Annotated in this window: 12 protein-coding genes; all 12 read left to right on the top strand. The window is 40.1% G+C overall.

Features of this window, described 5'->3' with window-relative positions; translation table 11 throughout:
- Positions 1-279 precede the first annotated feature (279 nt).
- The 12 genes from B3317_RS12455 to B3317_RS12400 all read left to right on the top strand — a co-directional run bounded on the left by B3317_RS12455 (position 280) and on the right by B3317_RS12400 (position 23,575).
- Positions 280-3,408, top strand: coding sequence for a SusC/RagA family TonB-linked outer membrane protein (locus B3317_RS12455; RefSeq protein ID WP_291112026.1), 3,129 nt, complete (start codon positions 280-282; stop codon positions 3,406-3,408).
- A gap of 14 nt (positions 3,409-3,422) precedes the next feature.
- Positions 3,423-5,081 (top strand): RagB/SusD family nutrient uptake outer membrane protein, encoded by a 1,659-nt coding sequence (locus B3317_RS12450; RefSeq protein WP_291112024.1) that lies wholly within the window; start codon positions 3,423-3,425, stop codon positions 5,079-5,081.
- 45 nt (positions 5,082-5,126) lie between these two features.
- Complete coding sequence (locus B3317_RS12445) at positions 5,127-6,260, top strand: SusE domain-containing protein (protein ID WP_291112022.1); 1,134 nt, start codon at positions 5,127-5,129, stop codon at positions 6,258-6,260.
- A 67-nt stretch (positions 6,261-6,327) separates the two neighbouring features.
- Positions 6,328-7,524, top strand: coding sequence for a glycoside hydrolase family 76 protein (locus tag B3317_RS12440; RefSeq protein ID WP_291112020.1), 1,197 nt, complete (start codon positions 6,328-6,330; stop codon positions 7,522-7,524).
- 21 nt (positions 7,525-7,545) lie between these two features.
- Positions 7,546-8,745, top strand: a complete 1,200-nt coding sequence (locus B3317_RS12435; protein ID WP_291112017.1) for a glycoside hydrolase family 76 protein — start codon at positions 7,546-7,548, stop codon at positions 8,743-8,745.
- Positions 8,746-8,778: 33 nt separating this feature from the next.
- A complete protein-coding gene (locus B3317_RS12430) occupies positions 8,779-10,263 on the top strand; it encodes a glycoside hydrolase family 125 protein (protein WP_194225104.1) in 1,485 nt (494 codons plus the stop codon).
- A gap of 72 nt (positions 10,264-10,335) precedes the next feature.
- Positions 10,336-12,978 (top strand): alpha-L-rhamnosidase, encoded by a 2,643-nt coding sequence (locus B3317_RS12425; protein WP_291112012.1) that lies wholly within the window; start codon positions 10,336-10,338, stop codon positions 12,976-12,978.
- An 86-nt stretch (positions 12,979-13,064) separates the two neighbouring features.
- Entirely contained in the window at positions 13,065-15,218 is a 2,154-nt protein-coding gene (locus tag B3317_RS12420) for a GH92 family glycosyl hydrolase (protein ID WP_291112009.1), read from the top strand.
- Between the two features lie 801 nt (positions 15,219-16,019).
- Positions 16,020-17,363 carry an IPT/TIG domain-containing protein gene (locus B3317_RS12415; RefSeq protein WP_291112007.1) on the top strand — a complete coding sequence of 448 codons (1,344 nt, stop codon included), beginning with the start codon at positions 16,020-16,022 and terminating at the stop codon, positions 17,361-17,363.
- Positions 17,364-17,385: 22 nt separating this feature from the next.
- Positions 17,386-20,463, top strand: coding sequence for a SusC/RagA family TonB-linked outer membrane protein (locus tag B3317_RS12410; RefSeq protein ID WP_291112004.1), 3,078 nt, complete (start codon positions 17,386-17,388; stop codon positions 20,461-20,463).
- 12 nt (positions 20,464-20,475) lie between these two features.
- The gene (locus B3317_RS12405; RefSeq protein ID WP_291112001.1) at positions 20,476-22,560 is read left to right on the top strand and encodes a RagB/SusD family nutrient uptake outer membrane protein; all 2,085 of its coding nucleotides are present in this window, start codon (positions 20,476-20,478) and stop codon (positions 22,558-22,560) included.
- Between the two features lie 19 nt (positions 22,561-22,579).
- A complete protein-coding gene (locus B3317_RS12400) occupies positions 22,580-23,575 on the top strand; it encodes a DUF4973 domain-containing protein (RefSeq protein ID WP_291111998.1) in 996 nt (331 codons plus the stop codon).
- Positions 23,576-24,373 lie beyond the last annotated feature (798 nt).

Raw genomic sequence — 24,373 nt, 5'->3', positions numbered from 1 at the left:
AAAAAGTACGAATCAAATACCGAAGCAGTTTCAGATATTTTTATGTCGCAAATTCGTATAAAGAAAAAAGTTATCGAGTCTATTTTTGTGTTAATTAAAGTTTAAAAGATCAAGATAAACTTTTAATAAGCACATTAATCTAATAATCATAAAATGCTAATATTTATGGAAAAAGAAAGTTCGAGTTGACCTGTTTTTTTCTTATCGTTTACTCAGCGATAATCTTATCTATTTACTAAATCTAATATTTTATCGAATAATTAATTAAATCAAACATGTATGACTTGCAAAAAGTGTGAATCTTTGATTTTTAGTTTGCTGCTGGCATTCATTCTGTCTCTTACCACAGAAGGAGTGTATGCAAAACAAACTGATAATTTAGTTACTCCGCCATCAATACAAGCAGCCGTAAAAGGTATTATCAAAGATGGTGCAGGAGAGCCCTTGATAGGGGTAAGTGTGACTGTAAAAGGTACAACTAATGGAACGGTAACTGATATCGATGGTGGTTTTACTATCAATTGTAATGAAAACGATATTCTGGTATTTTCTTATGTTGGATTCCTTACCCAGGAAGTAAAAGCCGGGAGTACTTCATTCTTCAATATTATAATGGAAGAAGATACCAAAATGCTTGATGAGGTAATTGTTATCGGTTATGGAACTACTACACGCAGACACGTTGTAGGAGCTGTTGACCAGATAACTTCCAAAGCGATAGAAAATCGTCCTGTTGCTAATCTGGCACAGGCATTGCAAGGAGCGTCACCCAATCTTGTAATCCAGCAACGGAGTATGAACCCGAATGAAAATACAATGAATATAAATATTCGCGGGGTTAAAACGAAGACAAATAATACTCCTTTGGTTGTTATCGACGGTATGATCACTGATATCGATAATATGAACAAGCTGAATCCTGCCGATGTAGCAAATATATCTGTACTCAAAGATGCTGGTAGTACAGCTATCTATGGATCACGTTCGGCTAGTGGTGTTATTTTGATTACAACTAAACAAGGAGAAAAAAATGCAAAGCCGACAGTTCGCTTTAGCGGATCGGTAGGTTTCGAATCTCCTAATATTTTGTATACACCTCTCGATGGCTGGCAGAACGCGACGATGATGAATGTAGCATTAGCAAACGGAGGAAACAGCCTGGCATACAGCCCTCAGCAGATTCAAGACCTGAAAGATCATGATGATGCTGAATGGATGATGGATTATATTTTCAAAACAGCCCTTCAGCAATCCTACAATGTCAGCGTTTCTGGTGGAACAACTAACTCAACGTATATGGTTTCCGGTGGATATTACAATCAGGGTAGCAACTTCATAGGCCCCGATTATGGTATCAAAAGATATAATTTACGCACCAATCTCACGACTGAGTATAAGCGAATGAAACTCAATGTAATATTAGGGTATACAAGAAACGATATAAAGGGGGATGAAGCGAATGCCGGTTTCAAAATCGCTGATGCAGCCCGTACACCGAAATATTATTACAATACACCAAGAGATGCATCGGGAAGATATATTCAAAGTTCTATTAGTACAAATTCTGCTGCTGCACTCGAATTGGGGGGCTATAATAAGCATAATAACGACTTAATGAATCTAGGTCTTAGTTTAGACTTTAAGATAATCGACAATCTTAAAGCCAGAGGAGTATTCGGTTTCGACCTGACGTCTAATTCCCGTTTTATACGCAGGCTCCAATATAATCTTTATAAACAGAATAGTTCAGAAATTGCGAGAACTGAAAATACAGATCGTGACACGGAAAATTATTCATTTAAAGGGACATTTATAAATACACAGTTTCTACTCGATTATAATAAGCAGTTTGGAAAACATACTCTCTCAGCAATGGCCGGAGTCTCCCAGGAATTTTTGAATAACAAGGGTATAGATGTAAAAACAAAATATACCGATATAGACTTGGGAATACCTATTTCAGAAGGGGAGACGCAAACAATATTTAATGAAAGCAGAACAGAGGTGAACAATACTACCGAACGTGTAATCCAATCTGTTTTCGGCCGTGTAAATTACAATTATGCAGATAAATATTATGCAGAAGCAACTGTACGTACCGACGGCTCAAGCCGCTTCCCTAAAGATAACCGGTGGGGAACATTCCCTTCTGTCTCATTAGGTTGGCGTCCATCTGAAGAATCGTTTATGGACTTTTATCGTGACAAGATAGGAGATCTCAAGATTCGTGGTTCATGGGGTATCCTTGGTAATCAGGAAATACCGGACTATCTGTATTTTACAACATATACAGCTTATACGAACAGTGCCGGATTCAATAACTCTGCCGTATCGGGAACCGGATTTGTAGAAGCTAGTCCTGACTTGAAATGGGAAAAAGTGAAAACGTTCAATATTGGAGCTGACTTCACATTCTTAAAAAATTCTTTGACCGTTAATCTGGATTATTTCGATCAGAAAACAACTGATATGCTGGATAAGCCGATAACTCCAAGTGTCTATGGTACAGAATTGGAACGTGTCAATATCGGGTCAATGATAAACCGCGGATGGGAAGTTACCCTGAATTACAGATTAAGTGCAGCAGGTTTCAATCATAATTTTTCATTCAATATAGCAAATTCAAAAAACAAAGTTACTGATATACCGCAAGAGCAGATTGAGACAGTCGATAGCAATGTAGGATATATTACACGTGCAGGCTTGCCTTTAGGAGCATATTATGGATTAAAAACGGATGGATTTTTCCAAAGCTATGATGAAATTAAAAATTCGGCCATCCCTGATAATGTAAAAAATATCCAGCCGGGTGACCTGAAATTTGTTGACCGCAACGGCGATGGTATAATAAATGACGATGACCGTTTTTATTTGGGTGATGGTTTCCCTCACTATTCTTTTGGGTTTACCTACAATGTTGATTATAAAGGATTCGACCTGTCGATGCTGATACAAGGTGTGGGCCAGCGTAAGCAAGCGCTTCGCGGTGATATCTATGTACCGTTTCATAGTGGTGCCTGGTATCCGGTAATGTATAAGCACCAACTCGATACCTGGTCTACAGCAAATACCGATGCCAAATATCCACGTTTGACAGACGATTCTTCCGATTCTTTTGCAAATAACTGGAAACGTGGTTCTGATATTTTTATTCTGGATGGAAAATACCTTCGTCTGAAAAATATCCAGGTGGGATATACTATTCCTAAGAAAATCGTACAAAAGATAGGACTAGGTAGAGCCAGGGCTTATGTAAATGCTCAGAATTTATTCACACTGTCAAAAAATTCGTTCATTGATCCCGAATCATCAGAGTATGACAATAACATGGGACGAAGTGGAACAAACAGTGGACGGAATTATCCTACTCTTAAATATTACGGATTTGGTATTGACATCGAATTTTAAATAAGTATATGAATATGAGAAATTTATTATATATCGCAACCATACTCGCAGGGATTTTGCTCTTCTCTTCTTGTGAAGACCTCGACAGAGAACCTCGCGACAAATTTACGGATGCTAAATACTGGACATCTGAGTCCAAGGCTATGCTGGTAGTAAATATGGCATACAACCAAATGTACAATGCCGGCATAATGTGGCGGGATGAATTCCTTAGTGATAATATGGTTCATACCTATGGTTCAAGTGATCCCAGCACTATACGCAGAGGTCAGGCTACCCCCTCTTTAGATCTGTTCAAAAATGAATGGAAGGATTCTTACGGAGGAATTAAAACATGCCATGTATTCCTCAAAAATATAGACCGAGTACCGGGTTTAAGTGAAAATGCAAAGAACAGGATGATCGACGAAATACGTTTTATAAGGGCTTTCATCTACTTTAGAATGACCAATTACTATGGTGATATACCATTCTTTACCTCCGAGCTTTCTTTGGAAGATTCTTATGATATAAATCGTACGTCAAAGGCGACTGTAATGGAGTTTATACATACCGAACTTGAAGATATTCTCAACAGAGGCTATCTGCCTAAGGTCGATAATCTTCCTGCTGCTGAAAACGGACGTATAACCCTCGGTGCCGCATGCGCTTTTCAGGCACGTGCATATCTTTACGAAAACAATTACGAAAAGGTAAAATTATATGCAGGACGCCTTATAAAAGAACAGGATAAGTATGGGCAATACAAGTTGTTTGAATATCCGCAAAATCCTATACAAAGCTATTTCAGGCTTTTTACTCCTGAAGAGGAATATAATAGAGAAGTTATTCTGGATATCACATATGTTCCGGATTTAAAGACATGGACCGATATGAAAGGCATGGCTCCAATTACTAAATATGCAGAAATATCTGCAGACAATCCTACGCAGGAACTGGTAGACTCTTATCTGACAATGAACGGGCTTCCGGTAAAAGGTGCTGATAAAGATCCTGGTTATGATGAAAACAATCCGTATGTAAATAGAGATTCCCGTTTGTGGGGAACAATAGTGTATGATAATTATGAGTGGCTGAATAAAGATGGCTCTATTAATATTATAAAAACAAAACTGGGTTCAGGAACAAGCGATTCTTATAAAGGAATGTTGGAACTGCAAACCAAAACCGGATATTATGTACGCAAGTATTATGACTGGAACATGGGAGCGAATATGAAAAACAGTACGAATATCATCATGTTTCGTTATGCTGATGTACTATTGATGTATGCTGAAGCTTGTAACGAATTAGATAAAATCAGTTCGGAAGATTGGGGACTTACTATTAAACCTATCCGTGCACGGGCCGGGCATACAACTGCGGCTGCTCTGGATTATCCTGCTGCGAAGAGTAAGCAGGAGTTGCAGGACATTATCAGGAATGAAAGGCGTGTCGAGCTGGCTCTCGAAGGTTTGCGTTGGTTCGATATTAAACGTTGGAAGATAGGAGACCAGGTTCTCAGCGGATATCTTCATGGATTTAAGTTTGGAGGCTCTTCCTCAAGTATAGATGGTGGTTATCTGCGTGCAGGAGAATATAAATTTAATAATACCCGTGATTATCTATGGTCTGTACCATTGTCGCAAATGGATATAAATCCAAATCTTAAGCCGAATAACCCGGGATATTAATATTAGTTATAAGCTATTTAAATAAATATTAAAATATAAAATAATATGAAAACTATAATATATAAAGCTCTTATCTTATTTTCCGCCGTACTTGTAATGGTTGGCTGCAAAAGTGATGATATGGAATATCATGACCCGAACGTAACACCTGTGGACAACTTATATGCACCTGTAGACAATCAGAATCTGCAGTTGAGTTCTCAACAGGGAGCATCATTCCGTTTCCAGTGGTCTCAAAGCCACGCCCAGGACGGGCAACTTGTTGCATACGAAGTTGTATTCTATAAAGAATCTGATTTGGAGAATCCTGTTTACAGGCTGGCCTCCGATAACAATGGCAAGGAGTTGTATGCTAATATCTCGCATGTTGATATAAACAGGGCATCTTCCGCGGCCGGAATTGCGACCGGCGAAACAGGTACAATCTATTGGTCGGTTGTTTCCTGGCGTGGAATCAGTTCAGCCGTTTGTCCGCAAAAAAATAAACTGGTAGTAACACGTCTGGAAGGATTTGAAGTTATTCCTGATAATGTATATATTACCGGAGAAGCTACCGAGAACGGAGCGGATCTATCTAAAGCTATATTAATGCAAAATGTAGGTGATGGTAAATTTGAAATATATACAGAACTGGACAATCAGGGCACATATACATTCGTTGACAGAACTTCGGGCGAACCTGAAATATATTACATTGATGCTGCCGGAAAATTGGCCGATGCAGACAATGGCGAAGCTACTACAGTGGACGCAAAAGGTATTTACCGTATAACTCTCGACTTCTCAAACAAAGGAACAACGATGACCCGGATAACAAAAATGGGAGTATGGTTCTGTCCTGATAATAAAGTTATTATAGATATGAACTATGTCGGATTAGGAGTTTGGGCCGGAACAGGTAATGTAGAATTTAAACAAGAAAGCTGGGGTAGGGATGAACGGTACAAATTCCAATTGGAAACAGATAAGGGAACACGACAGATAGGGACATTGAATGGTACTGATAGCCGTCCGAGTTCTAATTCGCCTGCATCGTATTACTATGTGAAATTATTGGACAATGTGACTCAATGGGATGATAAATGGAAATTTGCCGGAGAGATGGATAATTCAAATGTAACAGTTACCCTTTATATGCAGGGAGGGGCGAACTACACACATACCGTACAGAAAAATTAAATATTGAGAATTCAAAAACAAGGGCAGGTCTATAGCCTGCTCTTGTAAAAAATAAAAAGCTATATTTATGAAAAAAATATATATAATACCTTTTATCATAGCATTGATTCTCTCGTCCTGTGTTGAATATGATGATGGTTACATTGATGGGCAGATAAAGGTAAAGGATGGTTTCTATACAGTAAGCTGGGCTGCCGCAGTAGACAGTAGTACCACTTCGTTTGTAAACAGATATTGGAATACGACGAGTCATTGCTTCAATAATACTTATGATGGGCAGGTTGCATGGAATGACTATTGGCCCGAAGCACACGGCTTGGATGTTCTGGTCGATGCCTATCTGCGCACCAATGACAATAAATACAAGCAGGCTATTTATGATTGGTATGAAGGAGTAAGACAGAAAAACTGGTATAGTAATAATTGGGAGAATGAATATTATGATGATATGGGTTGGCATGGCTTGGCTCATATGAGAGCATTGGAAGCAACCGGAGATACGAGATACGAAGCGTCTTCAAGGGACTTATGGAACTGGATTGCGAAAGGATGGACAGACACTGATGGAGGCGGGATTCAATGGCGTAAAGATTCAGATGTAAAAGGTGACGGTAAAGGAATTCCTGCCAATGGACCTGCCGCTATTATCGCTGCCCGTAGATATAAGAAATATCCGGATGAGGTAGTAGAAGGCCTAAACGATCTTCAATGGGCTAAGAGGATATATGATTGGATGAAATATTATCGTACAATAATTTCTTCGGGCAGGGTATTTGAAAATATAAATGATACCAGAAACGATTATTCTTACGATGTTGGCACATATCTGGGAGCGGCATTGGAGTTGTATGATATTACCGGCGATAAGACGTACTGGAACGACGCGCTCAGTATTACCAATTACCATATAACTTATAATATAAATGTGACAAATGGAGTAATGAGGGATTATGGCGAACAATCAGATAATGGAGGAGGTCATGACTGTAACCTGTTCAAAGGAATATTTGTGCGTTATTTCACGATTCTGATCCAGCATCCTGATCTTTCTCAGGCGGATAAGGCCCGTTATGTGGCATTCCTCAAAAATAATGCGGAGTACATGTGGATTAAGGGAACTCAAAAATTTCCGGATATTAAATTTAGTTATACCTGGTGGTTAACACCTACGGAAACTGAGGCATGGGGTGATCTCCGTTCGGCAATCAGTGCTGCAACAACAATTGAAGCTATGGCTTTGCTGGAAAAGAAAGGTATTTTATAAAAACATAATAAAACTAGTGTTATGCGAATTTCCTATGTTCTCCTCTCATTTCTTAGTGTTTTCACGCTGATAAGTTGTGCAGGCAGAGTAAATGATGCAGGTGCTGGAAATAAAAACTTAGAGAGAGCCCGGGTTACACTGGACTCTCTTTATAAAAACTATTCAGCACCCGGTACTCATTTATTGCACGAGACCTTTCCTTTCGACAATAAATATACTGCAACCTATCTTGCTACGGATGAACAAAATAATAGACCGAATCAATATTCGTATCTTTGGCCCTATTCAGGCACATTCTCTGCCGTCAATGTAATGATGGAAGCCGGAGATAAGAACAAATACTGCGAAATTCTCGAGAAGCAGGTATTACCGGGGCTTGAAGAATATTTCGATACAAAGAGAATTCCCTATGCCTATGCTTCTTATATCAATTCGGCTCCTGTATCTGACCGCTTCTATGATGACAATGTATGGTTGGGGATTGACTTCACCGATACTTATATGTTGACTAAAACAACTGCTTATCTTGACAAAGCCAAACTGATATGGGAATTTATTTTAAGCGGGACGGATGAAAAACTGAATGGAGGCATTTACTGGTGCGAACAAAAAAAAGAGTCTAAAAATACATGTTCCAATGCTCCCGGAGCTGTATACGCATTTAAGCTTTTTCAGGCGACAAATGACAGTGCTTATTTCCATAAGGGAAAAGAATTATATGAATGGACTAAGCTCCATTTGCAGGATACAGACTACTTATATTTTGATAATATCAGTTTAGACGGCAAAATAAGCAAAGCCAAATACGCATACAATAGTGGGCAGATGATGCAATCGGCAGCATTATTATATAAACTGACAAATGACAAAAAATATCTTGTCGAAGCGCAAAACATAGCACAGGCCTGTTACAACTATTTCTTTTCGGATTTCACAGGAAAAGACGGGGAGAAATTCCGTATGATAAAGAAAGGTGATGTTTGGTTTACTGCAGTCATGTTAAGAGGATTTATTGAATTATATAATCTGGATAATAATAAAATATATATCGAGGCATTCGGCAAAAGCTTAGACTATGCGTGGAATAATGCCAGGGATGAGAACGGTTTGTTTAGTACAGATTTCAGCGGCAAAAATCAAGATGCAAAAAAATGGTTGCTAACACAGGCTGCCATGGTTGAAATATACGGGCGTATGGCTAATCTGAAAAAATATAAGTAACTTTATTAATAGCAATTAATCAAATCAAGCAAAATGAAAAAGAAAAAGCTTACACTATTGTGCAGTGTAGTGGCAGCACTCTCTATGGCTGGGGAAGTACAGGCTTCGCATACGCTGGCTCTCCCTAAAGACAATACGAATATTGAGAATATGTTGAATGTGGATAATAAATACAAGAGTAACCGCCCTCCTCAAAAAGACCGCTTTTTTAAGTCGAACGCGGTGGAGAATGAAATTGTCCGCGTAAAAAAAATGCTCACCAACCAAAAGTTGGCCTGGATGTTCGAAAATTGTTTTCCTAATACGCTGGATACAACCGTGCGTTACCGAAAAACAGATGGCAAGGACGATACAGTGGTCTATACCGGTGATATTCATGCGATGTGGTTACGCGACTCGGGAGCACAGGTTTGGCCTTATGTACAACTGGCAAATCAGGATTCTGAATTGAAGGCTATGCTTGCAGGTGTTATCCGCCGCCAGTTCAAATGTATTATAATCGATCCCTATGCCAATGCTTTTATAGATCCACATGATCCTAATCCCGATCACCAGTGGATGAGTGACCTTACGGATATGAAGCCGGAGTTGCATGAACGGAAATGGGAAATCGATTCTCTTTGCTATCCTCTTCGTCTGGCATATCACTATTGGAAAACCACAGGAGATACCAGTATATTCGACGAAGAATGGTTGCAAGCGATCACAAATATTCTGAAAACGTTTAAAGAGCAACAACGTAAAGATGGAGTAGGGCCTTACAAATTCCAAAGGACAACCGAACGCCAGTTAGATACTTTAAACAATGATGGATTAGGTAATCCTGTAAATCCTGTAGGATTGATTGTCTCCTGTTTTCGCCCGTCTGATGATGCTACTACCTTCCAGTTTCTGGTACCTTCCAACTTCTTTGCTGTAACATCGCTCAGAAAAGCAGCCGAGATATTGTCCGAGGTAAGTAACCGTCCCGCACAGGCTCAGGAATGTCGCGACCTGGCTCAGGAAGTAGAAACAGCCTTGAAGAAATATGCAACTTACAATCACCCGAAATACGGTACCATCTATGCTTTCGAAGTAGATGGATTTGGCAACCAGTACCTGATGGACGACTCTAATGCTCCCAGCCTTTTGTCTTTGGCTTATTTAGGAGATGTGGATGTTAATGATCCTATCTATCAGAATACGCGGAAATTTGTATGGAGCAAAGACAATCCTTATTTCTTCAAAGGTACGGCCGGAGAAGGAATTGGGGGGCCTCATATTGGTTACGATATGGTTTGGCCAATGAGTATTATGATGAAGGCTTTTACCAGCCACAACGATGAAGAAATCAAGACATGTATAGAAATGTTGATGAATACCGATGCCGGTACTGGTTTTATGCATGAATCCTTTCACAAGGATGATCCGAAGAACTTTACCCGTTCTTGGTTTGCCTGGCAAAACACTCTGTTCGGAGAGTTGATTTTAAAGCAGATTAATGAGGGGAAAGTAGAACTACTGAATAGCATTAAATAAACAGAATAGAGTGGCAGGAGCGGGAAAAATCTCCTGTCACTCATTGTATAAATACTGAAGACCTAAAATACCATGACAAATACCCGGTCGATACATCTGAATATACTAGCTATATGTATAGCACTTTTATTTGCTTCTTGCCAGAAAGATGCAACAGTATCAATTACAAGTGCCCAATGCGAATACCTCGATAACCCGTTAGGTCTGGATACACCTCAACCGCGGTTTAACTGGAAGCTCAATGATGCTAAAGACTTCCTCCAGAAAACGTATCGCATCAGAATTGCAACTGATTCTTCATTATTACTATCCGGAACTCCTGATATATGGGATTCCGGAATGACTAACGGTCAGTTTCTTTCTTCAGAATACACCGGAGATAAAAAGCTGCAATCACATCAGCGTTACTATTGGGACGTCACTGTTTGGGGCAATAAGGGAGACTCTTGTATTTCTACAATCAATATGTTCGGCATGGGAAAACTATCTCAATCCGACTGGGATGCCCGCTGGATATCCGATGCCCATGATAAAGAATATGAGCCGGCACCACTTTTCAGAAAAGAATTCAAAGTCGAAAAAAATATAGCCCATGCTACTCTCTATATTTCAGGAACTGCTTATTATGAGATGTTTCTCAATGGGGAGAGGGTAGGCAATAGTTATCTGGACCCCGGATATACACACTACAACAAACGCATATTATATGCGACTCACGATATCACGTCATTAATAAACAGAGGCGGCAACGCCATAGGCGTAGTATTAGGTAATGGCTTCTATAATTGTCAGAGCAAGGCTGTTTGGGATTTTGAAAGGGCCGACTGGCGTGGCCGTCCTCGTTTATTATGCGAATTAAGGATTACTTATGCAGATGGTATTACGGACGTAATTGCTTCGGATGATACATGGAAGACCAATACAGGCCCGTATATCTATAATAATATATATAGTGGCGACAGATACGACGGCCGTTTGGAAGAGGAAGGCTGGAACAATACAGGTTTCGATGAAAAAAACTGGATAGCAGCTAAAATAACAGACAGTCCGGCTCCATTAATAGTTTCCCAGCAGATGCCACCGATCCGGATAACAAAAGAAATAAAGCCTGCATTATTAAAATCCTTTGGTGATACTATCTTTGTTTTTGATTTAAAAGAGAATATAGCAGGAGTATGCCGTCTGAATGTAAAAGGAGAAAGAGGTACAACCTTTACTTTGCAGCATGGAGAATTACTGAAAGACGATGGCCGTTTGCAACCGGGAAATATTGATGTTTATTATCGTCCGGAGAAACCGGGAGAGGTTTTCCAAACAGATATATTCATACTAAAAGGTTCAGGGAAACAAGAAGAATTCACACCTCAATTTACTTACCATGGTTTCAGATATATAGAAGTAAAAACCGACCGCCCTGTAACGCTTACCGAAGATAATATCACGGGCTTGTTCCTGCATACGGATATACCGCAAGTGGGACATTTCAGCAGCTCCAACAAGCTCCTGAACAAAATATGGGCTGCAACCAACCAAAGCTACCGGGGAAATATTCACAGCATACCTACCGATTGCCCTCAACGCGAGAAGAACGGATGGACTGCTGATGCACATATTGCCATGGATCTGGCTCTTCTCAATTTCGACGGGATTACATTTTACGAGAAATGGATGAACGACTTCATCGATAATCAGCGTTCTAACGGAGGCATATCGGGTATTATCCCATCATCGGGATGGGGTTTTGGCGACTGGCCGGGTCCTGTATGGGATGCCGCACTGTTTATCATACCAAATGCATTATACGATTATTATGCAGACAAACGCTGTATAGAACGGCTATATCCTACAATGCTAAATTACTTGCAGTATCTGAAAAATCACGAGAAAGACGGGCTCCTTACTTTCGGATTAGGCGATTGGGTATATTACAAGGCGCAGACTCCTAACGATTATACCTCCACGCTTTATTATTATCTCGATTACATGCTTATGGTACGTTTTGCTACTATATTGGGCAAAGATGCAAGCATGTATAAAGAAAAGGCGGAATCGCTGAAAAAAATAATAAACGAGAAGTTCTTCAATCCCGAAACGGCAGTTTATGCAAACGGTACCCAGACGGCACAGGCAATAGCCCTTTATCTGGAGATAGTTCCGGAAGGTAAAGAGCAGGCAGTGGCCGATTATCTTCAAAAAATTGTGGCGGAGAATAATCATTTCCTTGATTTCGGATTGCTTGGAAGCAAAACAGTTCTTCGCATGCTGAGTAAATATGGCTACGTGGAAGATGCCTATAAAATGGCAACCAAAACAGAAGCTCCGTCATGGGGATATTGGGTAGAGACCCAAGGTTATACAACACTTGCCGAAACATGGCTGTTAAGTCCTGAATTCCACGATGCGTCGTTAAACCATGTCTTTATGGGTGATGTCAGTGCATGGATGTCCAGCTATCTGGCCGGGATTAATTATGATATATCCAGGCCCGGATTCGAAAATATCATTATAAAGCCATATTTCATTGCCGATCTGGAATGGGTAAAAGGCGAATATAATTCCGTACGGGGAAAAATATCCTCTGAATGGAAAGCTAACGGGAAAAATATAGAAATGACCGTGAAAATTCCGGCAGGATCTACTGCAACTATTTATGCCGGAGAAAATAAGTATAATGTAGGTTCAGGAGAGCATAAATACAAATTCGCATTAAAGTAAGAGGCAAAAGAGCCTGTTTGGATTTTGTTTTGAATTAAACAGGCTTTAAAGAATCTTCGGTTTTCACCTGTTTTTAATCAAAGAGTATGTATAAGAAAAATAAGTTTATCATTATCGGAGCAATAATGCTGATTGTAGTTGGATGTTATGCTCAGGAGAGTAAAAAACGTCTCACCGGTTATGTCAATCCGTTTATTGGTACTACCACCCTCTGGGACAGTATCGATCTTGGATATAAACCAACCCGCAGGGCATGGGGAGCCGAGGCCTATCCGGGAGCATCAGTGCCGAATTCGATGGTTCAGGTAACGCCTGTCACCATGTGGCGCAGCGGCTCAGGTTACCAGTACGAAGATACGGTTATATATGCTTTTGCCCATACCAGCAAGGGACATTGGAATCTTTGTTATGTTCCTCTCGTTGCTGTTAGCGGAGAGATTGCCCCTAAGTCTTATTACTCGGCTTACAGCCATGACAAGGAGTCGGCCAGTCCCGGGTATTATCAGGTCTATCTCCAAAAATATGATATAAATGCAGAAGTGACTTCTACTTTGCGATGTGCTTTCCACAGATATACCTATAAAATAGGGAAAAACAAAAGGCTGCTGGCAGATCTGGCTCGTTCTAACGAACATGTAAGGGATTGGAAAATAGAAAAAACGGGAGACAATGTATTTACAGGCTATCAGCAAACCGGCCCTACATTCTATTTTTATGCTGTGACCAACCATAAAATAAAAGATGTGGAAAAGCTGAAAGAGGGTGATACGGAAGTCAGCATTGTCAATTTTCTCGACAATGAGAATATAAACGACCCGCTGGAGATGAAAGTCGGTTTTTCCTATGTAAGTATCGAAAATGCCAGAATGAATCTTGAGGCAGAGATGCTTGCCAAAGATTTTAATCAGGTGAGGAGCGAAGCTACAAATACATGGGATACTTTACTATCGAAAATACAGGTATCGGGGGGTACCGGAGAACAGATGGAAACGTTCTATTCTACTCTCTACCGTGCTTTCTTGTGGCCGATACTATTGAGTGACGTCAACGGACAGTTTGTGAATGGCAGAGGTGAAGTAGTAAACAAAGGATTCCGTTATTACAGTGATCCGTCTTTTTGGGACGATTACCGTAATAAACTGATTTTGCTGGGAATGATCTCGCCGGATGTTGCAGCCGATGTTATCAGGTCTATTACAGACCGGGGTGAGATCAGAGGGTTTATGCCGAGTTTCTTTCATGGGGATCATGCTTCTACATTTGTTACAGGAAGCTATCTGAGGGGTATACGGGATTTTGATGTACAGGCGGCATACAAATTACTTCTCAACAATGCTTTCGTTGAAGGTAAAGGTGGCCGTCCGCATATAAAGGAATATATGGAGCGGGGATGGATATTCGAGATGGATATTAAAAACCCGAAACTGGAGACTGTAGCTAAAGCGGCTGTGACTAAAACTCAGGAATATGCTTATGACGATTATGCCACGGCATTGCTGGCAAAGGAACTCGGAGATAAGGAAAACTACGATAAGCTGATGAAAAGGACAGACAGTTACAAACATTTGTTCGATCCGTCTACCCAACTGATGCGCGGACGTCTGGAAAATGGAGAATGGATAACACCGTTCAACCCTGAACGTCCTTTTTATGAATATATGTACCGTGAAGCTAACGGATGGCAGTCGACATTCTTTGCCTTGCACGATCCTGAAGGGTTTATTGCTTTATACCCAAGTAAAAAGGCTTTCGAGACAAAACTCGATTCCTTATTTGTTATTCCATGGAAAAACTATGAGGCACATAATCTGACTACATTCATCGGCCAGTATTGTCATGGGAATCAGCCGAGCCATAGCATCCCGTATATGTATTATTTTATTGATAAACAGGAAAAAGCCCAAAAAATACTGAATAAGATACTGAACGAACAATATCGTATGGGGCCCGAACGGTTAGCGTATTGCGGTATGGATGATGCAGGTGAAATGTCGTCGTGGTATGTACTGAATGCAATCGGTCTATATACCTATTCTCCCGCAGACCCGCAGTATATAGTCACTGTACCATTGTTCGATAAGGTAGTATTTAATCTGGATGGTAAAAACTTTACTATTAAGAGAAAAGGCACGGGAGAGAAAATTACTGATATAAGCTATGGCGGTAAGAAAATAGATGGTTATTTTATTACCCACCAACAATTGAAAGAAGGAAAAGAGCTTGTTATTTCAACGAAGTAATCATCCGTTATTTACTGTTATAAGTTTTGATTTAGGATGTTAATTCCTTCATATTATGTTAATTATCCTGCCTTTCACCTTGAGAGGATAATGACAGTACTTGCAGGCTGCTACCAAAAGGGTAGCAGCCTGTAAGCTCATATATATATTATACGATCATCCTTCTTATTCCATTTTGCTCCGCTAAACAAAATTAGCTGCACCTTCAAGACATGTACTATAATATGGGCCAATTTTGTAGAATTTTTGAATATTTGCAGCGGAAGTTGTTAAAAATTCTGATTTTTTGTGAACTTTATGTTCTTTATAGTTAAATTTTTCCCTCGTCCTTGAAATCGGCTGTATTGGAATAAGCCTTTGATAATCAATTTTTATATTAATAGCTGGATCATCGGAAAGCAAATCATCCGGAATGGGACTTATATATTTCCCTTTTCACATCCGGTATATAAAAGAAGCTGAAAACAGAATACTTGTTTTTTTGCTTAGCCCTCATTTTCGCTCTAAAATGACGATTGGGAAAAATGTGCTATTTATAGCCACTTTTCTGTCATCTTTCTAATTTAAATTCCCATTCCTTTGTGCTGTTAACAAATCATAAATTACAATCTATGAAATACCGATGAAATACGTCTCGCCCATTTAATTGAATTGAAAATAGTCAGAAAACAAGGAAAATTAACAAATACTTAATTTACGATAAACGTGCAGACAAGACAGCTCATGCTGTATTTGGATACAATTGTGAAATGTTTTAACAAACTAAATTCAGACCCTATTCTTATGAAAATGAAAAACAGAATGAAAATTCAGCATTGGTTGATGCTGCTGATCGTTCTTTGCGTATCGTGCAAAGACGATAAATCCGACACGGATTCGCAAGCCTTCGATCCTTCGAAGCCTGTTGTAGTTTCCGGTTTCGCACCGAAAGAGGGAGGAGCCAATCAGAAAATGATTATTTATGGTGAAAACTTCGGGAATGACCTCTCTAAGATCAAAGTTACTATTGGCGGGCAAAACGCAAGGATAATCGGGGCTAATCATCAGTCTTTATATTGTATTGTCCCTGCAAAAGCTTATGATGGCGATATTGAAGTAAGTATCCTTGACGGGAGCGGGGAAAAGATCGCTAAAGCAGAGGCCGGAGAACTTTTCACCTATCAAAAGAAAATGCTCGTAAGCTCTTTTATTGGGGAAACATATGAAAATAATACGAAATATGATGTGAAAGATGGTCCGTTTGATGATTGTGGAGGTTTTGAAAAAATGGAATGGCTGGTATTCGATCCGCAGAATCGGAACCACCTGTATGTAGCAGGTTATGAGAAGTCGTGTAGACTTATCGATTTTGAGAAAGAGTATGTAAGTACTTTCGCTACAGGCCTTCCGGGTAGCCATCAGGTTCCTGCTATCAATTTTACCTTGGATGGCGATATGATAGTGACACATGATCAAAGTTCGGATACCCAACCCGGAAATTATCTGTATACACGTAGTTCCGGCTTTAAAACAAAAGTAGCATTGTGGAATGCCCGTGGATGTAGAGCCGCCGCTGTGCATCCGGTGAATGGTGAGTGTTACTATGGATTCTATAATACAGGTATTATCTGGAGAGGTGATATCGGTTCGGTAACAGCAGCACAGGCTTTCAAGCTCCCAAATTCATCGATAAGAATTTTCATAGTCATCCACCCTACCGGGAACTATGCATATATCATAGTAAATAACAGGCAGTATATTATGCGCTCTGATTATAATTGGGAGAAGAAGACTTTTACAGAGCCGTATCTGGTAGTTGGACAGGATCAAAAATCAGGTTACACCGATGGTGTGGGCAGTAATGCTCGTGTGAATGAGCCTCAACAAGGAGTTTTCGTAAAAAATACTGATTATGAAGGTCAGGAAGACGAATATGATTTCTATTTCTGTGATAAGGTGAATCATGTGATCCGTATTCTGACACCTCAGGGAAGAGTTTCCACATTTGCAGGCACCCCTGGAACAGCATCATACAGAGATGGAGACTTACGCCTGGAAGCATGTTTTGCCTATCCGGCCGGAATTGCTTACGATGAAGAAAAGCAATGTTTCTATATCGGAGACAGTAACAACCGTCGTATCCGCAAAATTGCTTATGAAGAATAATAAATGAAAGACACATATTGATATGAGAGACTTTTTATTAACATGTATATTGTTACTTGCATTTTCAGCCGGTGCTTTTGCTCAGGAAACTATAGAAGTAACAGGTATCGTGACCGATACAAATAATGAACCCATCATAGGGGCGAATGTATCCATAAGTAATATGCCGGGACTGGGAGCCATTACGGATATAGAGGGAAAATATAAGATTAAAATGACATCTTACAATACACTGGTTTTTTCTTATATCGGCTTTGAAAAAGTATCGGTATTGGTGAAGGAGCAGCGGGTTGTCAATGTTGTCATGAAAGAATCGGATAAAAGTGTTCTTAACGAAGTTGTCGTTACGGGAACCGGGGTGCAGAAAAAGATTGCCCTGACAGGGGCTATCACAAATGTGGATGTGGAAACGTTAAAAGCAAATCCGAGTTCGTCCATTGCTGACGGTCTGGCCGGTGTTGTACCGGGCATTATGGCTATGCAGACATCCGGTAAGCCCGGCAGTACTTCCGAATTCTGGATACGCAGTATTTCCACATTTGGAGGTAGCAGTGCGGCTTTGGTGCTGGTCGACGGCTTTGAGCGCGACCTGAATGAGATCAGTGTGGAAGATATAGAATCTTTTACCGTATTGAAAGATGCATCTGCCACAGCTATCTATGGTAGTAAGGGTGCCAATGGCGTTATTCTGGTAAATACAAAACGTGGTAAGGAAGGAAAAATCAACATAAATGCAAAAGTTGAGGGATTTTATAGCATGCTTACTAAAGTACCGGATTTTGCAGACGGATATACATATGCATCCCTGGCGAATGAAGCGAAGATTACACGTAATCAGGATGTTCTCTTTCAACCTGAAGAACTGGAGATACTTCGTTTGGGCCTGGACCCGGATCTGTATCCGGATGTAGATTGGATGGATGTCCTGTTGCGGAATGGTTCATGGAGTTCACGTGCCACATTGAATATGAGTGGCGGTGGAAGGACTGCCCGTTATTTTGTATCGGGAAGCTATCAGGACCAGCAAGGTATGTATAAGGTGGATAAGTCTTTGAAAGACTATAATACGAATGCAAACTTCCGGAAATATACTTACCGTATGAATGTTGATATTGATATTACAAAAACAACATTGTTGAAAGTAGGTGTTTCGGGCTCATTGCGTAAGCAAAACGATGCCGGGATCGGGAGTGATGCAATATGGACAGCATTAATGGGTTATAATCCGATCATGGTTCCTCAGTTATACTCTAACGGTTATGTCCCGGCTTACGGAAACGATAATGGATACCGTTTCAACCCGTGGGTACAGGCGACGATGACCGGATATCAGGAAAACTGGGAGAATAATATTCAGACCAGCGTGGTTCTGGAGCAAAAACTTGATTTTATTACAAAAGGACTCTTTGCTACAGGACGTTTTGGCTATGATACAGAGAACAAAAGCTGGATTACGCGCTATAAAAATCCGGCAATGTACAGGGCTGAAAGATCCCGGGATGTAAATGGAGATCTCGTATTCACTGAGATTGTGAAGGAGTCCCCAATGTCGCAGACTTCTGGTGCAGAGGGAAAACGGAACGAATTCTTTGAACTGGAATTCCACTATGACCGCAGATTTAATAACCATACTATTGGAGGTGTTCTTAAATACACGCAATCTTCTAAAATACAAACCGTAGATATCGGAACAGACCTTAAAAATGGGATAGCCCGCCGTAATCAAGGCCTGGCCGGACGTGTACATTACAATTGGGCCAGTCGTTACTTTGTAGATTTTAATTTCGGATATACGGGATCAGAAAATTTCCACAGGGATCATCGGTTTGGTTTTTTCCCGGCTATTTCCGGAGCCTGGAATATTGCAGGGGAACCTTTCCTGAAAGATATAAGCTGGCTGGACATGTTTAAAGTCCGCTATTCATATGGTAAAACAGGAAATGATAATTTAAAAGATGCCAATGGAAATGATATCCGCTTTCCTTATCTGTACACAATAGGTACTACGACAGGTAATGCCTATAATTTCGGAGACTATGATTATAGTAGGACATACTTGGGTAAGTACTATTCTTCTATTGCTTCTACTAACGTTTCCTGGGAAATTGCCACCAAGCAGGATTTAGGGATTGATTATTCCTTCTTGGGTAACAGGATTTCCGGAGCAATCGATTATTTCTACGAGCACCGTAAGGGTATCTATATGGAGCGTAAATATCTTCCTTGGTCGGTAGGGGTAGAAAGTAATCCTTGGGCGAATGTAGGAGAAGTAAAAGCCCGTGGTTTTGATGGAAACTTCGCGTTCAAACAAAAAGCGGGAAATGTCGATCTGACCCTGCGAGGCAATATGACCTATAGTAAAAATGAGATTATAGAGAGGGATGAGGAGAATTCTATTTATTGGTACAAACTGGATAAAGGGCATCGCGTGAATCAAGCCCGCGGACTGGTTGCCTTAGGATTGTTCAAAGATTATGAAGAGATCCGGAACAGCCCGACACAAACGTTCGGAGATGTGATGCCCGGAGATATCAAATATAAGGATGTAAATGGTGATGGAAAAATTGATGCCAATGACATGGTTGCTATCGGTGCTACGACGAAACCAAACCTTACCTATGGATTTGGAGTTTCCGGTAAATGGAAAGGATTGGATATAAGTGTGCATTTTCAGGGAGTTGGAAAATCTACTTTCCAGATCAATGGCTCTTCTGTTCATATGTTTAGTTTAGGTGACGGTTGGGGAAATATATTGAATGATCTGGCCAACTCGAATCGATGGATATTGGGTGAAAACGAAGATCCCAATGCAGAATATCCCCGCCTGACTTATGGAAGCAATTCGAATAACTATCAGAGATCTACATTCTGGCTCAGAGATGGCTCCTATTTACGTCTGAAAACTCTGGATATCGGTTATACACTTCCTACATCCCTGGTGAATAAAATGTATATGAATAATGTACGCATTTTCTTTGTGGGAACTAATCTGCTTACATTCTCCAAATTCAAACTATGGGATCCGGAAATGGGAAGTTCCGATGGAAAGAAATATCCGCTTAGTAAAACCATTTCATTAGGGATATCAGTTCAACTATAAACATTAATGTATATGAAGAAAATAATTATAATTTTATTGATTGTGACAGGCTTGAGTCTGACTCTTGGCGGGTGCTCGGATTACCTTGACTCGGACTACCTGTTTGACGAGCGTATGTCTATAGAGGATGTTTTCCAAAGTAAGGACTATACAAATGAATGGATGGCGCAGGCTTATTCCTATTTGGGCAACGGCTATTTACAGGATGTATGCAGTAAAAAGAGTATTCCTTACAATTTCGCTGACGACATGTACTATGGTGATGAATCGGAGGGATATATGAGATGGAAAAGTGGCCAGTATTCGGAGAGCGGTGATCATAACGAAAGTCAATATGTTTGGGAAAATGCTTATAAAGGGATTCGTCAGGTTTCAATATTCCTGAATAATATTGATAAGAACAAAGCATTTAGTGCCGCTGAAATTGCCGACCTAAAAGGACAGGCTTATTTCTTAAGGGCTTATTTCTATTGGTTTATACTTCGTTTGTATGGTCCTGTACCTATTGTTCCAAGCGAAACTGTAGATTATATGAAAGAATATGATGAGGTAGCGCAAGCAAGAAATACATATGATGAATGTGTGGACTATATCGTAGGAGACTTGATAAAAGCGGCTGAAATGCTTCCTTCTACATCACGTGCGGTACAGGATCTGGCCCGTCCTACTCGTGGAGCGGCTTTGGCCCTTCGCGCGAAAGTTTTGTTGTTTGCTGCTAGTCCCTTGTATAACGGAAAGGCTCCGGCTGATGTAGCTTCGGCCTTGATCGACAAAGAAAATAGATATCTGCTGCCTCAGACTTATGATGAGTCTAAATGGGCCAGGGCCGCCGCTGCCGCTAAGGATGTAATGGATCTCAATTATTATAGTCTGTATGTTGCTTATTCAAAAACGACAGGTGATGTTGCTTATCCGGTAACTATAACTCCTCCTAATGATGGTAATTTTTCCAATCAGGATTGGCCGAGCGGTTGGCAAAATATAGATCCGTTTGAATCATATCGTGCATTGTTTAATGGTGACGTTCCTGCTCATGAGAATCCTGAACTTATATTTACCCGGGGACAGAATGGGTCGGGTGAAGATATCGCGACTTTAGTACTCCACCAACTACCTCGTTTGTATGGTAAGGGATATAGTTCACATGGTATGACTCAGAAACAATGCGATGCTTATTATATGGCAGATGGTACAGACTGTCCGGGAATGAATTCTATGTACGCAGGGTTAGCCGGATATGCCGGCCGCTATGATAGTCGTCCTCGCGAGGCTGGGTTGGTTACTTCGGGAGAGTTATCCAAATATCCGGAATTAGGTACCTTGGGTGTCGGGGTATCAAAACAGTATGTAAATCGTGAACCTCGTTTCTACGCATCCGTAGCTTATAACGGGTGTACCTGGAATTTGTTGAATGCCGAAAAGGATAAAGATGAAGAAAGTAACAAGCAGGTATTTTACTACCGCGGAAGTGGGAATGGGTACACGAATGCTACTTATTGGTTGCGCACAGGCATTGGTATCAAAAAGTATGTAAATCCTTATGATATAAGTAACACTATCACTACTGCGTATGATAAATCCAGATTTGTAAAGAAAGTAGATCCGGCTATACGTTATGCAGAAATACTGTTAATATATGCAGAATCCCTTAATGAGCTGGGTGGACAATATAATATACAATCGTGGGATGGTACTAAAACGCATTCGGTAAGCCGTACTATCAGTGAGTTAAAGAAAGGTATACAGCTAATTCGTATTCGTGCCGGAGTTCCTGATTATGCAGAAGATGTGTATGGCAGTCAGGATAAATTCCGTGAGAAGCTGAAACGTGAAAGGCAGATTGAATTGTTTGCAGAAGGGCACCGTTATTTTGATCTTCGTCGCTGGATGGATGCTCCGGTAGAAGAAGCAGCTCAGATTTACGGATGTAATGCATATGCTACCAAAGATATGCCTGAGGCTTTCCATACTCCTGTTGTAGTGCCTTCGCTGCCTACTATATTTGCCCGTAAGATGTGGTTTTCACCTATTCATCATACCGAGTTGAGACGTAACTCGAAACTGATTCAAAATCCGGGTTGGACTAATCCTGAATAACTCTTATAATTCGAAGAAAATGAAATATATATATTATCTGTTTTTAGCCATGTTCACAATAATATGTTGTGTATCATGCAACGATGAATGGAAAGATGAGCAATATATACAGACAGCCTCTTTCAAAGCTATACCTAACAGTCTGGGGGTGACTCCTGTGTATGTACGCTATAAACCTGAGGGGAAAGTGATTTACAATCTTCCGGTCATTATCAGTGGTTCAACAATGAATTCCCAAAACCGGACTATACATATCGGTTTAGATCCTGATACATTGGCTGTATTGAACCAAGAAGCATATGGCCATCGTAGTGAACTGTATTTTAAACAACTGGGGACAACCTATTATGGCATGTCGGAAACGATAGACGTTCCTGCGGATAAATATACTACCACAGTCCCTATCGAGTTCACATTAGGGGATCTGGATCAGACTGATAAATGGGTATTACCTTTGAGGATATTGAGTTATCCTTCATACAATTATCAGGCTAACCCCCATAAGTACTATCAGAGGGCTATGTTACACATTAATCCGTTCAATGATTATTCGGGTACATACAGCGGGACTCTATACAAAATATATCTGGCTCCCGATATGGAAACAGCTTTGAATATGTCGTCAGTAAGGACTTATGTAGTGGATGAAAATACTATTTTTCTTTATGCCGGACTTAGAGATATAGACTATCTGGATAGGAAACTATATAAAATATTTATCAGGTTTACAGATGAGATGATCGATATCCAGAAAAAGAAGCTGGAAATTTATACGGATAATCCGGAAATAAACTTCAATGTACAAGGGCAACCATATTATACTGTAGAAGAAGAAATGGATGCTACAAAAGTCTATATGAAGCATATATATATCACTTTGGGCTTGAGTTATACATTTGAAGACTATACGACAATTTCCGGTACTCCGCTTAAATATACAGTAACAGGAATATTGTCAATGCAACGTGACCTGAATACATTGATTCCGGACGAAGATCAACAGATCCAATGGTAGAAGGCTAGCATATATTTTAGCAATATGGGGCTACTTATAAAATAATTGGTAGCCCCGTATAATCCTTATAGGTTTATTTTTATAAAGTGATGCTTGTGAAGGCACAAATGTCCAAACAGTACTTTCTCGTAAGCCGGATTTTTCTCAGTGTATCTCCGTGCCTGTTCAGCACGCCTCAGTGTCATTATTTTTTATTTTAGCCCGTCATATTTTAGCATTAATTAACTGTACAATGTTAAAATCTGACAGATCTGACACTTTTTTTACTATTTCCATCTTTTTATTTTTACTTTTGTTAACTGTATATAGTTAAAATGGTAACTATTCCGTGAGCGATTCATAGCATTCTTTCGCAGAGACGCTAAGGCGCAAAAAAGTAACAAAGGTAACAGATATATCAGTTAACAGTCAACAGTTAGCAGTCGTCAACTCGTAACTTAAAAAACTTGACTTACCACTTATTACTTAAAGCTCACTACTTGTTAAAAGGTAACACATGTAACTTTTTTCGGTGAACAGTAAACAGTCATCAGTTAGCAGTTAACACAAATACAACTTACGACTTATTAAAAGGTAACAAAAGTAACACTTTTTCTACCTATTACTTTTTACCCTCCCCTTGGGGCAGGGCTGTTAAGTTCTCTACTTGTTCTGTTTTTTCTGCTGTCATCCTGAGTGGAACGAAGGATCCCGACCCTGAGAAACGAGATGTTTCACTCCGTTCAACATGACACAGAGGGTATAAAAAATTAGAACTTAACAGCCCTGCCCCAAAGGGAGGTTGGAGGGGCCAATCAA

It is taken from the genome of Dysgonomonas sp. UBA7710 (assembly GCF_002482385.1).
GTDB lineage: Bacteria > Bacteroidota > Bacteroidia > Bacteroidales > Dysgonomonadaceae > Dysgonomonas.
The sequence above is the reverse complement of the archived record's forward strand: the minus strand, read 5'-3'. Positions and strand labels throughout refer to the sequence as shown.